We start from the raw sequence: 12,796 nt of genomic DNA on the forward strand, positions 1-12,796 counted from the left end.
ATTGTATTCGAGAGATCCCGCTGATTTTCCTGTTCCATCAAAAAAACCGCTCCTTTGACAGAAGCGGTGTACCATTAAAAAATCATATTTAAAATAAAGTAGGCGATGGCACCGAGTGTCGCTGAAATCGGAAGCGTGATGACCCATGTCACGAGCATACGCTTAGCTGTGCCCCAGTTTACGCCTTTTACCCGGTGTGACGCACCGACGCCAAGGATAGATGAAGAAATGACGTGGGTTGTGCTGACCGGCAAATGTATAAATGTGGCGCCGAAAATAATGGCTGCCCCGGTTAAGTCAGCGGAAACACCGTTTACCGGACGGATTTTCATGATCTTTCCGCCAACGGTTTTGATGATTTTCCAGCCGCCGATTGAAGTTCCAAGACCCATGGCTGTCGCGCAGGCGAATTGCACCCAGGTTGGAATGACATCAGCAGAAGTATGTAAATTCGCTGTGATGAGAGCCATTGTGATAATTCCCATTGCTTTTTGCGCATCGTTTGTTCCGTGTGTATACGATTGCAGGGCAGCTGTTACAATTTGCACTCTGCGGAACTGCTTGTTCGTTTTCGACAAATTGCTGTCTTTGAAAATCAGCTTAACGATGCTGTAAAGAATAAAACCAAGAACAAAGGCAATAATGGGTGATAGGATCAGTGCTTCAATTATTTTGATAAAGCCCTTATAATTTAACGCAGCAAATCCAGCCGCGGCAATAGCTGCACCGGCAATAGCTCCAATGATGGCATGAGATGAGCTGCTTGGAATGCCGTAGTACCATGTGATCAGGTTCCAGGCAATCGCAGCGAGTAGCGCAGCCAAAATGACAACTGAACCATTTTCCAGTGTATAAGGGTCCACGATGTCTTTCGTAATGGTTTTTGCAACACCTGTAAATGTCATTGCCCCGATAAAGTTCATCACAGCCGCCATGATAATGGCGTGGCGCGGTTTCAGCGCTTTTGTGGATACCGAAGTGGCAATTGCGTTCGCCGTATCATGAAACCCGTTGATGAAATCAAACACCAGAGCACAAATGACTATTAGTATCGTTAATATGAATAGAATATCCATTTTTACCCCTCGTTACGCGTTTTTCATAATGATGGTTTCAAGATTATTGGCAACACTTTGGCAAGAGTCGGCAATTTCTTCAAGCGTTTCGTAAATTTCACGGTATTGAATCACTTTGATCGGATCTGTTTCATTTCCGAAAAGATTCTTTAATGATTTTCTGTGCAGGTTGTCACAGCTGTGCTCATATTCTTTAATTTTGATTGCGTGAGGCTGAATATCCTTTAAGCGGTTTTCTGCCAGCAGCTCAATTGTAATCAAAATTTCTTTCGCACATTCTCTGATGTATCCGCTGAATTTATCGATATGCTCGTCTGATGAAGTAATTGAAAAAATCTCCATCATGGCAGAGAAATGCTCGATTCCGTCAAGCACATCATCCAGGCTGTTTGTCAGCTGAAGGATATCTTCGCGTTCAATAGGAGTGATGAACGCTTTGTTAAGCTCTTTAATCATGACATGAACATGATTGTCACCTTTTGTTTCATATTCCTTTAACGTATCTGCGAATTCTTTAAGCGTCGTTTGGTTTGTGACCTTAAAGTTCACAAAATATTCGGCAGTTTCGTCTATATTCTTTGCGATTTCTGTTAAAAGGAGTGAGAACTTATCTTTTTTTCTTCTTATCATTAAAAACCCTCCATAGTTTGAATGAGACAATGCACACATCAAATTATTATATAGCCTTTTGTCGAAAAAAAACAGGAAAAGTCGAAAAAAACGCGGCTTGACTTTTTCGGTAAATCATGTCTCCTTATCATGGCCTGCTTCGGTACAAAAAAACGACCCAAGTTGGCAAAATCCTTCTGCTTAACGTAAAAAGTATATCAAAAGTTGTGTTTTTCCTGTCAACTTTTTTCTTCTGTTTCACCAAAAAACGGTTCCCAAAACAAGGGAACCGTTTTATCAGCTAGCTTTTCGTTTTTTCATCCAGTAATAAACAGGCAGTCCGGCAAGGCCGGTGAGGATTGATAATCCACAGCTCATTGTATCTGTAATCAGTGTGCTTCCTAACACAAAGAATGAGCCCGCGATTGCCAAAATCGGCATGAATGGGTAAAGCGGAACACTGTAGGCGCGCTTTTCTCCCTTTGTTCGCTTGCGGAGGATAAACACCGCAAAAAAGGCCATTACATAAAAAATGTAGATCATGAAAATAGAGATTTCCGAAAGTTTATCAGGGTTGCTGATCAGCATCATAATCAAAGACACAGCAATCTGGAAGGTAATCGCAATCCATGGTGTGCGGAACGTCGGATGCACATGTGACAGTTTTTCAGCAAATGGAAGCTGTTTGCGTTCCGCCATCGCGTAGGACACCCGCGGGAAAGAAAGGATCTTTCCGTTTAAGCAGCCGAAGATACTGACAATAATCCCGACACTGATCAGCTTTCCGCCAACTGAACCGAACAGCATGGTCGCAGCAGTGCTTGTCGCATTTTCACCAAGTGTGACTATTTCGTTCGCAGACAGGATGTGAAGCAATGCAAAATTAATGAAAATATAGATGGCTGTTACGATTAATAATCCGCCAGTCATTGCGCGTGGCAGCAGCTTTTCGGGATTTTTCATTTCTCCGCCGAGAGCGGCCAGAAGAATCCATCCGTCGTAAGCAAACAGTGTAGCCAAGATGGCTGCTCCGAAATTCATATCGGAAATGCTTTCGTTTACTGCTGTAAAGATGTGCTGATCGCCTTTCCAAAGACCGAAGATGATGATGCATGCAATCGGAATCAGCTTGCCGATCGTTGTCAGCGTTTGGACAAAGCCGCCGTATTTTGTACCGATAATATTAATGATGCATAAAAAGAGAACGGCTATAATTCCGATTCCTTTTGATAGTCCAGATCCCCAGCCGAAAAGATTCGCCATTAAAGATCCAAAATATAAACCCAGCGCGCCGATAATCGCCGGACCGTAAATGATAATCTGCACCCAGCCGCACAAAAACCCCCAAAACTCTCCGTACACTTCTTCAAGGTACGTATAGAGCCCGCCGGTTTTCGGAATCTGCGTTCCGATTTCCGCGATTGTCAAACCGCCCGCCAGTGTTAAAATACCGCCCAACAGCCAGGCGAATAGCGCTGTCTTTGAATCACCCGAATAAGCGAGCACAGCGCCAGGCTTCATAAACACACCTGAACCGATAATGGTTCCGATGACAAGAGTAAGGGCAAACAAGAGGCCTATCTCTTTTTTCAAACCGTTGTCTTCAGTATGCATGTCCTTAACCTCCTATGATGTTGAAGCTTCATGATGAAGAATCTATTTTTCATATTGTAAACCCTATTTTAGAAAAGTGAAATTAAATAAATTTTCTGATTTTCGATATTTGCTTTCAATGTGGCTGATAAACCTATGGAAACGCCTGCTTTAATAATTAATAAACGAATAAAAATGTATTTTTTAAGTTATAAAGTTCGTGTTTTTCGGTCGGATTTCAACTGTCATAGAGGATGCTGTAAGAACCTAGCAAAATAACGAACCTCCGATGAAGCTGATATGTTGACTTTCCCATGGGAATAAAATACCTTGTTATTAGAACACTAAATATATAACTATGATATAATATCTCGAAATCGAGATAAAATGACCTGGAGGGACAGCATATGAAAGTCAACGGCATTCACCACGTGTCGGCATTAACGGCCGACGCACAAAAAAACTTAGATTTTTATAAGAAAGTATTAGGATTAAAGCTCGTCAAAAAATCCGTCAACCAAGATGAACCGACAATGTACCATCTGTTCTACGGAGATGAAGTGGCAAATCCGGGAACTGAGCTGACGTTTTTCGAGATTCCCCGCATTGTGCCGTTTCATGCGGGCACAAACAGTATTTCTTCTATTGGTTTGCGTGTTCCAAGCACAGAAGCCCTGCATTTTTGGAAAGAACGTTTTGAAGAGCATCAGGTGGCGCATAGCGGAGTCACCCAAAGAGCGGGACGTGACATATTGGCATTCCGAGATCATGAAGGGCAGCGCCTTGTGCTGACTGCGGATGAGAAAGGAAAAGGATATGGCCTGCCTGTTAAACAAAGCGGTATTCCGGAAGAATTTTCGTTTCGCGGGTTAGGGCCGGTTGAGCTGACTGTACCGTACGCTGAACCCACTTTACACGTATTGATGAATATTCTCGGATTTACAGAAATCAGCCGTGAAACAGTCGAAGGACAAGGAGCCGCCGTCATTTTGGAATCTGGAGAAGGCGGTGCTGCAACAGAAATCCATTTAATAGAAAGAAACGATCTTCCGCGCGAACGCCAAGGAAAAGGAAGTGTTCACCATGTCGCGTTTCGGGTAAGAGATGAAGAAGAGCTTGCCGGGTGGCATCAGATCATCAGCCGGGAAGGCTATAGCAATTCCGGCATCGTTGAACGCTACTATTTCAAGGCGCTGTATTTCAGAGAGCCGAACGGCATTTTGTTCGAGTTATCAACAGATGGACCGGGATTTATGGTTGATGAAAACCTTGATGAGCTCGGCCAAACGATCGCTCTTCCTCCGTATCTTGAGCATCGAAGAGCTGAAATAGAAGCAAAACTAAAACCGATACACTAAATTGAGATTGATTTGCCTTCCGGCGCTGCCGGGAGGCTTTTTTTATTATCATAAAGGCTGCATAAACATTGGGCAGGACATATCAGGTGACGGTTGGGAGAAATGGCTTAAAACCCGTTGTATATATGGACGATTGGCACAAAATGGCTTCGGCAAAAATATTGCCTTTGTTTATTAATAGTTTATTCATATTTGCTTGTTACACTATTTCAAAGTTAGACAAAAAGGAGTGAAAAACAAGTGGAAAAGAAAAAACGCGAGCTGGATATCGTCCTTATCCTCATTTTGCTCGCATCTGCATTTTTAAATATCTATAACATTTGGAATGACGACACGGTGAATCCTTATTACACCGCGGCAGTTACAAGTATGATGCAAAGCTTTCATCATTTCTTTTATGCTTCGTTCGATGCTGCCGGCTTTATAACAGTTGATAAACCGCCTGTTACATACCAAATCCAAACGATTAGCGCATTAATATTCGGTATGCACGGGTGGAGCGTCATTCTCCCTCAAGCATTGGCGGGTGTAGGTTCAGTCCTTCTGATGTACTTGCTGATTAAGCCGACATTCGGTAAAACGGCGGCGCGCATTGCCTCATTTGTTATGGCATGTACGCCGATTGCTGTAGCTGTAGCACGAACAAACAATGTCGATGCATTACTGGTATTTTTCTTATTGCTTGCCACATGGCTCCTCTTTAAAGCGATCAGAAAAGGAAAGTTGATCTGGCTGTTAGCAGCATTTTTCGTCGTTGGAATAGGTTTCAATACAAAAATGCTTCAAGCTTATATGATTTTACCGGCCTTCTTATTGTTCTATCTGATTGCGGCAAACGCCACAATTAAGAAAAAAATCATTTCTTTGGTAAGTGCGTTAGCTGTATTAGCAGCTGTTTCGTTATCATGGCCGCTCATTGTTGACAATATCCCTGCAAGCAAGCGGCCTTATATCGGAAGCAGCCAGACCAACTCTGTTTTGGAATTGGCTTTCGGATATAACGGGATTCAGCGGCTGACAGGCCAAAATTCCGGCGGCGGACAGAGCGGATCAACCGGAGACGCCTCGAAAGAAATGCCGTCTTCTGATAACAATTCATCACAAACTCAAGCGCCGCCTAACCAGTCATCAAGCAGCAGCTCATCAAGTGATGACAAATCATCAAATGGCAATATGGCGGCACCTCCATCCAACGGTCAAATGCCAAACGGCGGAGAAATGCCGAGCGGCGGTCAAGGAGGCCCTCCAAGCGGCGGAGACGGCGATCAGGGCGGACCTGGCGGAGACGGAGGGGAAGGCGGTGCAGGAACCGGCTCGAAAATGCAATCAGGTTCAGGAATGTTCGGAACGGGAACACCTGGTCCGCTGCGGCTTTTCCAACAAGAATTGTCTGATCAAATCAGCTGGCTTCTGCCATTTGCGATTTTTGGAATCGCAGGTTTACTGATCGCGGGTGCGAGAGAAAGAAGAAGATTATCTGCAGAGCAGAAGGAAACGGTGTTCTGGGTCGCATGGCTTGTACCGATTGCCGGATTCTTCAGTGTCGCAGAATTTTTCCATCATTATTATCTCATTATGCTGGCACCGCCGATTGCGGCTCTTGTCGGGGCGGGGTGGGTTGCCCTTGTTCACCTGTACCGCAATCAGACAGGCTGGACATCATGGCTTCTGCCGGCAGCGATTCTTGCGACAACTGGGTTTGAATTGTTTATTCTCAGGAATTACAACGATCAAATCGGCGCTGGCTGGAGCATTGGCGTAGGGATTATCGGGGCGTTGTCAGCGATTGCTCTGCTGCTGTTCAAACAGCGCCAAAAACCGATCAGTTATTATGTATCACTTGCAGCTCTTCTCGCATTGCTGGTGATGCCGATTTATTGGGCAAGCACACCGCTTCTGTACGGAGGCAACAGCTCACAGCCTGAAACAGGGCCTCAGCTCGCTTCAGCCAGCGGAAAAGGCATGGGTATGTCAGATGCGACTGCAAATGAAAAACTGATCAAATATCTAGAGGAGAATAACTCCGAAGCTGAATATCTATTCGCCACAACAGACTCGAACACAGCAGCGCCATATATTATTAAAACGAAAAAAGCTGTCATGGCTATTGGCGGATTCAGCGGTTCTGACCCGGCTATCACACTGACTCAATTTAAAAAACTAGTAAAAGAAGGAAAAGTGAAATACTTCTTGGCTTCTGGAATGGGAAGAGGCGGAAACAATGACATTGTTGAATGGGTTGAGAAAAACGGGAAAGAAGTGTCTTCATCTAAATGGCAATCAAGTTCTGATCAACAATCATCATCTGATCAGAAAACAGAAAATAATGATTCAGCTGATACATCAAGCAATAGCGAGTCTTCAGGCGAAAACAGCCAAATGGGCGGCGGATCTGGCGGAATGAATCAGTCAGTTACATTATACGAACTAAATGCTGATGAATAGGAGGAAAAAACATGAGCAGACATATTCAATATTCAGTTGTTGTACCTGTGTATAACGAAGAGCTTGTCATTCATGAAACCTATCAGCGCTTAAAAGAGGTCATGGATCAAACGAAGGAAAACTACGAGCTGCTTTTTGTCAATGATGGAAGCAAAGATTGCAGTATTGAGATTTTAAGAGAGCACAGCCTGATCGATCCGAGAGTGAAAATCATTGATTTTTCAAGGAATTTTGGGCATCAGATCGCCATTACAGCGGGTATGGATTATGCACAGGGGAATGCAATCGCCGTCATTGACGCCGATTTGCAGGACCCTCCTGAGTTGATTTTAGATATGATTGAAAAGTGGAAGGAAGGCTATGAGGTTGTGTACGCCGTGCGGACAAAACGAAAAGGGGAAACCTTTTTCAAAAAACAAACAGCGGCTATGTTTTACCGTCTTCTCAGCAGCATGACAGATATTGATATCCCGATTGATACAGGGGACTTCCGCCTTATGGACAGAAAAGTCTGTGATGAAATGAAGAGATTAAAAGAAAAAAATCCTTTTGTCAGAGGGCTCGTCAGCTGGGTGGGCTTCAAACAGACAGCGGTCGAGTACGTACGTGATGAAAGGCTCGCCGGAGAAACAAAGTACCCGCTGAAGAAAATGCTCAAGCTTTCAATGGATGGCATCACGACATTTTCACACAAACCGCTGAAACTGGCAAGCTACGCGGGGATGTTCATGTCAGGTGCGGGATTTCTGTATATGTTTATCGTGCTGTACTTGAAGCTATTCACAGACAGCACGATTACGGGCTGGTCATCCCTTATTGTGATCCAGCTCCTGTTCAGCGGCATCGTCCTTCTGATTCTAGGGATGGTCGGCGAATATATCGGCAGAATCTACGATGAAGCCAAAGACAGGCCGCTTTACATCGTGCAGAAATCATATGGAATTAAAAATAAAAGACTCTATAGAGACCAGCATATGTCATAACCTGAAACCCCTATCCTTTACGGACAGGGGTTTTTTATGTTCTGCGCGATGATCAAAGGAACAGACGCTGATCGTTTTATGAGACTAAGAGTTTGTAAACTTTCACTGCGGTTCAGTTATGCTGAAATAAAAACGGCAAAGCCTAAAAGCAGTCGTCCTCGGCTTTGCTGAGTGTCAGCTGATATATTGGAGGGCTTTACAGAAACGCATGATGAGAGCCGTATTTGTTATGTGTAATAGACTACTGGCACCCAGTGTAATTCCCCACGACAGTCGATTCAGAAAGGAGAAAGCTTAGCGCAGAAAAGTTTGACCCTGCCCAGATCATGCTCAATCCCACGGTTTTCATGTTCATACCGCTTTCTCAAATGATGCTTCAACATCTGATTAGTATCATGTCAGATGTTGAGGCAGAGTGTTTCATAGAGCGATAGGTCTTTTGTTCAATAAAAAGCCTCAGACCGCTTTTGCGGCCTGAGGCGCTATTTCTTAAGAAGTTGTTTCTTCTTTTTGGTCGAGTTTGATTTTTTTCGTCATTTCTTTGCCGTTTCTGAGGATTTTCACTTCAACGGTATCACCGATGTTTGCGTCTTTATATAAGATATTACGCAGTTCACTGCCTGTATTGATTTCTTTGCCCTTCAGGCTGATGATAATATCCTCCGCTTTCAATCCGGCCTTTTCAGCAGGAGAGCCTGAAGCGACCTCACGGATGTATACGCCCTTATTCAGCTGGCTTCCGAACAGGCCGAGTGTGCCTTCTTGGTAGTTTTGCGGCACTTGTTCTAAATCAAGCATACTGACACCGATATACGGACGTTCAATTTGCCCCTTAGACAGCAATTCTTCAGCAATCGGTTTTACGTCGTTGCTGGGGATTGCAAATCCAATGCCCTCAACATCATCTTCACTGATTTTCATACTGTTAATGCCGACGATTTTGCCGGAAGTGCTTAACAATGGACCGCCGCTGTTACCTGGGTTAATCGCTGCGTCGGTTTGAATCACGTTAATGCTGGTTTGACCGGCTGATGTTGACATTGAAACCGTTCGGTCCACACCGCTTACAATTCCTTGCGTTACTGTGCGGGACAGGTCTTTTCCGAGCGGATCTCCAATCGCAATGACGGTCTCGCCTGTTCTGAGATCAGATGAATCACCGAAGCTCGCCACTTTTGTTACGTGGTCATCACTGATTTGAAGGACCGCTAAATCTGTTAACGAATCACTGCCTACCAGCTTTGCTGTCGCCTCAGTGCCGTCATATAAAGATACCTTCAGTGAAGACGCCCCTTCTACGACGTGATTATTCGTAATAATATAAGCCTTGCCGTTCTCTTTTTTGAAAATGACACCCGATCCCGATCCGCTTTCTGTACCTTCGCTGGAACCGGATGAGTCAGAGCCAAACAAAGAGCTGTTGGACTGGGCCTGAAGATTTGTAATACCGACAATCGCCGGTGAAATGTCTTCCACCATATTTGAGATTTTAGAAGAATCCTCGTTCTTGAATGCAGATGAGCTGCTTGAGTCTGACGAGCTTTTGCTAGATTCAGAGGACGTGCTTTTCGCAGTAACAGATTGCGTTTCCTGCTGGCTGGATGATTGTTTTGCTGTGTCCTGAGAATCATGGTCGCCTAGCGGTGTAAACGTGTAAATGCCGAGAGCGAGACTGCCGCCGATCACGCCGCCGAGCAGCGGTCTGAACCATCCGAACCCTCGTTTTTTCTTCTCCTGGTCATGAATCACATTGTGGGCTGAGTAGGAGGGGCTCTGATCGTTTTCTTTCGCTAGAAAGACCTCATTCTCATTTCCTTCCGTTCTGTTTTCGTCACGATAGTTATTCATCATGTTCACTCCGTTTCTCTATTTTCACTAAATCTATTTCATTATGATAGGTTTATGACTTGAGTTTATCATAAACAAAAACTGTGGGATAAAAATGAAAAGATTATGGGAAATTGTGAAAAAGGGCTGAAAACGGTACACTCTTTATTGTATATGAAAGGACTGAGTCGATGGAACAGATTGGATTGATTGGATATGGCAGCATGGCCGATATGATCGCCAGGCAGCTGTTGAAGCATGGCCAAATCAAGGAGAATGAGCTCTTTATTGAAACAAGAACGAAAGGGGAGCGGCTTCAGGCGCTGATGTCAGATTATCCAAATGTATCGGCGGATTCGCTTGAGAACTGGGCTGAAACGTGCGGTTTGATTTTGATATGTGTCCCGCCGCTCCATGTCATTGAAACACTGCGCCGTCTGCACCCGTATGTAAACAGGAATACGCATATCGTTTCCATTGCTGCCGGTGTGCCGCTGCGTCTTTTGGAGGCTGAAACGGAGGCTGGTATATCACGTTTCATTCCTGCCATAACGTCCGAAGCTGAAGCGGGCGTCTCGCTTGTCGTTCACAGTGAGGCATTGACAGCGGATAAAAAAGAACGTCTGAATGAATTGTTATCGGTTTTCAGCAGTGTACGGGAAATCAAAGAATCAAATTTGGATGCCGCCAGCAATTTGACGAGCTCGGCACCCGGGTTCATAGCTGCCGTTTTCGAAGAACTGGCGCTGTCTGCGGTGAGAAACAGCAGCCTGTCCAAAGAAGAAGCCTTTGATTTTCTGATTCATTCTCTATACGGTACTGGCAAACTGCTGATCGAAAAGAATATGTCTTTCGAGGAAACGCTGGGGCGTGTCGCAACGAAAGGCGGAATTACTGGAGAGGGAGCTGAGGTGATCCGCGCCTCTTTGCCAGACGTTTTTGATCGGATGTTTGATAAAACCTTGAAAAAATATGAGCTGCTTACAGAACAGGCAGAGAAACAGACATGAATCCTTGAAAGAGGGTTCTTTTTTTATCAATGAAAAGTTGTGATTTTCCCCAGTTATATTGCAATTTTCCTCTTTTTTTAATATAATTTGTTAGAATATTCATAATTTAGTAAAAGGGAGGAGCGTTATGAAACTGTACATGTCAGTAGATATGGAAGGTATTTCGGGTCTTCCGGACGATACCTTTGTGGATTCCGGCAAGCGCAATTATGAACGCGGGCGGCTCATCATGACCGAAGAAGCAAACTACTGTATTGCCGAAGCGTTTAACAGCGGGTGTACAGAGGTGCTGGTCAATGACAGCCATTCGAAGATGAATAATCTGATGGTTGAAAAGCTTCACCCTGAAGCCGACTTGATTTCCGGTGACGTCAAACCATTTTCGATGGTAGAGGGGCTGGATGATACGTTTACAGGCGCTTTGTTTCTCGGTTACCATGCGAGAGCTTCGACTCCCGGTGTGATGTCACACAGCATGATTTTTGGCGTCCGGCATTTTTACATAAACGATCGGCCTGTCGGTGAGCTTGGGTTAAATGCATATGTTGCCGGTTATTATGATGTCCCGGTGTTAATGGTAGCCGGTGATGACCGTGCCGCAAAAGAAGCGGAAGAGCTCATACCGAATGTCACGACAGCCGCTGTCAAACAAACCATTTCAAGATCAGCAGTGAAGTGCTTGTCCCCTGCGAAAGCCGGCCGGCTGCTGACAGAAAAAACCGCATTTGCCCTGAAAAACAAAGATAAAGTCAAACCGCTCACACCGCCTGACAGACCCGTTTTGAGCATTGAATTCGCCAATTACGGGCAGGCTGAATGGGCAAATCTGATGCCGGGAACTGAAATGAAGCCGGGTACCACAACCGTTCAATTTCAGGCGAAGGACATGCTTGAAGCCTATCAGGCGATGCTTGTCATGACTGAGCTTGCGATGCGGACATCATTCTGCTAAAGGGGTGTTTTAGGCTTTGGTGCGATACATGATGAAGCGTTTTTGGGCAATGGCAGCTACGATTTTGGTGATTACCACCCTGACTTTTGTTCTCATGAAGGTCATTCCCGGATCTCCTTTTAACGAGGAAAGAGGCACAAATGAAGTCGTTCAAAAAAATCTCGAAGCCTACTATCACTTAGACGATCCTCTCATTTTCCAATACATCATCTACCTAAAATCCATCATTACATTCGATTTCGGACCTTCAATTAAAAAACCGTCAGACAGCGTCAATGATATGCTGGAACGCGGATTTCCCGTTTCCTTTGAGCTTGGATTGACAGCGATTGTCATTGCTGTGATCTCCGGGCTCGTGCTGGGCGTAATCGCTGCGCTCCGCCGCAATGGCTTTTTGGACTACGCCGCGATGAGTCTAGCGGTGCTCGGCATCTCCATCCCGAATTTTATTCTGGCAACATTGCTTATTCAGCAGTTTGCCGTCAATCTCAACCTATTTCCCGCTGCCACATGGACGAGCCCGATCCATATGGTGCTTCCGACCGCAGCGCTTGCGGTAGGGCCAATGGCGATCATTGCCAGGCTGACACGGTCAAGCATGGTCGAAGTCCTGACACAGGATTATATCCGCACAGCAAAAGCAAAAGGTCTTTCTCCGTTCAAAATTATCGTAAAACACGCACTCAGAAATGCACTCATGCCCGTCGTTACCGTTCTGGGCACACTCGTCGCCAGTATTTTAACTGGAAGCTTTGTTATTGAAAAAATCTTTGCCATTCCCGGAATGGGAAAATATTTTGTTGAAAGCATTAATCAGAGGGACTATCCCGTGATTATGGGAACGACCGTTTTTTACAGTGTCATTCTGATCATCATGCTGTTTTTGGTCGACTTGGCCTACGGTCTCTTAGACCCGCGCATTAAACTGCATAAGAAAGGGTGA

11 protein-coding genes are annotated in these 12,796 nt (G+C 44.9%); 7 read left to right on the top strand and 4 right to left on the bottom strand.

The window, feature by feature from the left end:
- Window positions 1–74: 74 nt before the first annotated feature.
- From JMN17_RS16645 to steT, 3 genes are all read right to left on the bottom strand, one after another.
- Window positions 75–1,076: an inorganic phosphate transporter gene (locus tag JMN17_RS16645; protein ID WP_087990912.1), complete on the bottom strand. Its 1,002-nt coding sequence runs from the start codon at window positions 1,074–1,076 to the stop codon at window positions 75–77.
- A 12-nt stretch (window positions 1,077–1,088) separates the two neighbouring features.
- Complete coding sequence (locus tag JMN17_RS16650; protein WP_003218470.1) at window positions 1,089–1,706, bottom strand: DUF47 domain-containing protein; 618 nt, start codon at window positions 1,704–1,706, stop codon at window positions 1,089–1,091.
- 276 nt (window positions 1,707–1,982) lie between these two features.
- Window positions 1,983–3,299 (bottom strand): serine/threonine exchanger, encoded by a 1,317-nt coding sequence (gene steT / locus JMN17_RS16655; protein ID WP_202328561.1) that lies wholly within the window; start codon window positions 3,297–3,299, stop codon window positions 1,983–1,985.
- Window positions 3,300–3,685: 386 nt separating this feature from the next.
- Here steT and JMN17_RS16660 point away from each other — a divergent pair, with 386 nt between their 5' ends.
- The 4 genes from JMN17_RS16660 (at window position 3,686) to JMN17_RS16675 (ending at window position 8,064) form a co-directional block, all read left to right on the top strand.
- Window positions 3,686–4,636: a ring-cleaving dioxygenase gene (locus tag JMN17_RS16660; protein WP_202328562.1), complete on the top strand. Its 951-nt coding sequence runs from the start codon at window positions 3,686–3,688 to the stop codon at window positions 4,634–4,636.
- An 86-nt stretch (window positions 4,637–4,722) separates the two neighbouring features.
- On the top strand, window positions 4,723–4,869 hold the full coding sequence (locus tag JMN17_RS16665) for a hypothetical protein (protein WP_202328563.1): 147 nt from the start codon (window positions 4,723–4,725) through the stop codon (window positions 4,867–4,869).
- A gap of 7 nt (window positions 4,870–4,876) precedes the next feature.
- Entirely contained in the window at window positions 4,877–7,081 is a 2,205-nt protein-coding gene (locus JMN17_RS16670) for a glycosyltransferase family 39 protein (RefSeq protein WP_202328564.1), read from the top strand.
- Window positions 7,082–7,092: 11 nt separating this feature from the next.
- A complete protein-coding gene (locus tag JMN17_RS16675; RefSeq protein ID WP_202328565.1) occupies window positions 7,093–8,064 on the top strand; it encodes a glycosyltransferase family 2 protein in 972 nt (323 codons plus the stop codon).
- 489 nt (window positions 8,065–8,553) lie between these two features.
- On the opposite strand, the gene htrA is transcribed toward JMN17_RS16675, so the two are convergent.
- Window positions 8,554–9,912, bottom strand: coding sequence for a serine protease HtrA (gene htrA, locus JMN17_RS16680; RefSeq protein ID WP_202328566.1), 1,359 nt, complete (start codon window positions 9,910–9,912; stop codon window positions 8,554–8,556).
- Between the two features lie 170 nt (window positions 9,913–10,082).
- On the opposite strand from htrA, the gene proG reads away from it, so the two are divergent.
- The 3 genes from proG (at window position 10,083) to dppB (ending at window position 12,796) form a co-directional block, all read left to right on the top strand.
- On the top strand, window positions 10,083–10,901 hold the full coding sequence (gene proG, locus JMN17_RS16685) for a pyrroline-5-carboxylate reductase ProG (protein WP_202328567.1): 819 nt from the start codon (window positions 10,083–10,085) through the stop codon (window positions 10,899–10,901).
- A 127-nt stretch (window positions 10,902–11,028) separates the two neighbouring features.
- Window positions 11,029–11,853: a D-aminopeptidase DppA gene (gene dppA / locus JMN17_RS16690; protein ID WP_087990919.1), complete on the top strand. Its 825-nt coding sequence runs from the start codon at window positions 11,029–11,031 to the stop codon at window positions 11,851–11,853.
- Between the two features lie 16 nt (window positions 11,854–11,869).
- Complete coding sequence (dppB, locus tag JMN17_RS16695) at window positions 11,870–12,796, top strand: dipeptide ABC transporter permease DppB (RefSeq protein WP_202328568.1); 927 nt, start codon at window positions 11,870–11,872, stop codon at window positions 12,794–12,796.

The sequence above is a fragment of the Bacillus sp. RHFS10 genome (genome assembly GCF_016757475.1).
Classification (GTDB): Bacteria; Bacillota; Bacilli; order Bacillales; family Bacillaceae; genus Bacillus; species Bacillus subtilis_G.

Bases quoted from the DNA above. Each gene is read 5' to 3' on its own strand.
- dppA (WP_087990919.1), top strand. From the start codon at position 11,029: ATGAAACTGTACATGTCAGTAGATATGGAAGGTATTTCGGGTCTTCCG.
- steT (WP_202328561.1), bottom strand. From the start codon at position 3,299: ATGCATACTGAAGACAACGGTTTGAAAAAAGAGATAGGCCTCTTGTTT.
- proG (WP_202328567.1), top strand. From the start codon at position 10,083: ATGGAACAGATTGGATTGATTGGATATGGCAGCATGGCCGATATGATC.
- JMN17_RS16650 (WP_003218470.1), bottom strand. From the start codon at position 1,706: ATGATAAGAAGAAAAAAAGATAAGTTCTCACTCCTTTTAACAGAAATC.
- htrA (WP_202328566.1), bottom strand. From the start codon at position 9,912: ATGAATAACTATCGTGACGAAAACAGAACGGAAGGAAATGAGAATGAG.
- JMN17_RS16645 (WP_087990912.1), bottom strand. From the start codon at position 1,076: ATGGATATTCTATTCATATTAACGATACTAATAGTCATTTGTGCTCTG.
- JMN17_RS16660 (WP_202328562.1), top strand. From the start codon at position 3,686: ATGAAAGTCAACGGCATTCACCACGTGTCGGCATTAACGGCCGACGCA.
- JMN17_RS16675 (WP_202328565.1), top strand. From the start codon at position 7,093: ATGAGCAGACATATTCAATATTCAGTTGTTGTACCTGTGTATAACGAA.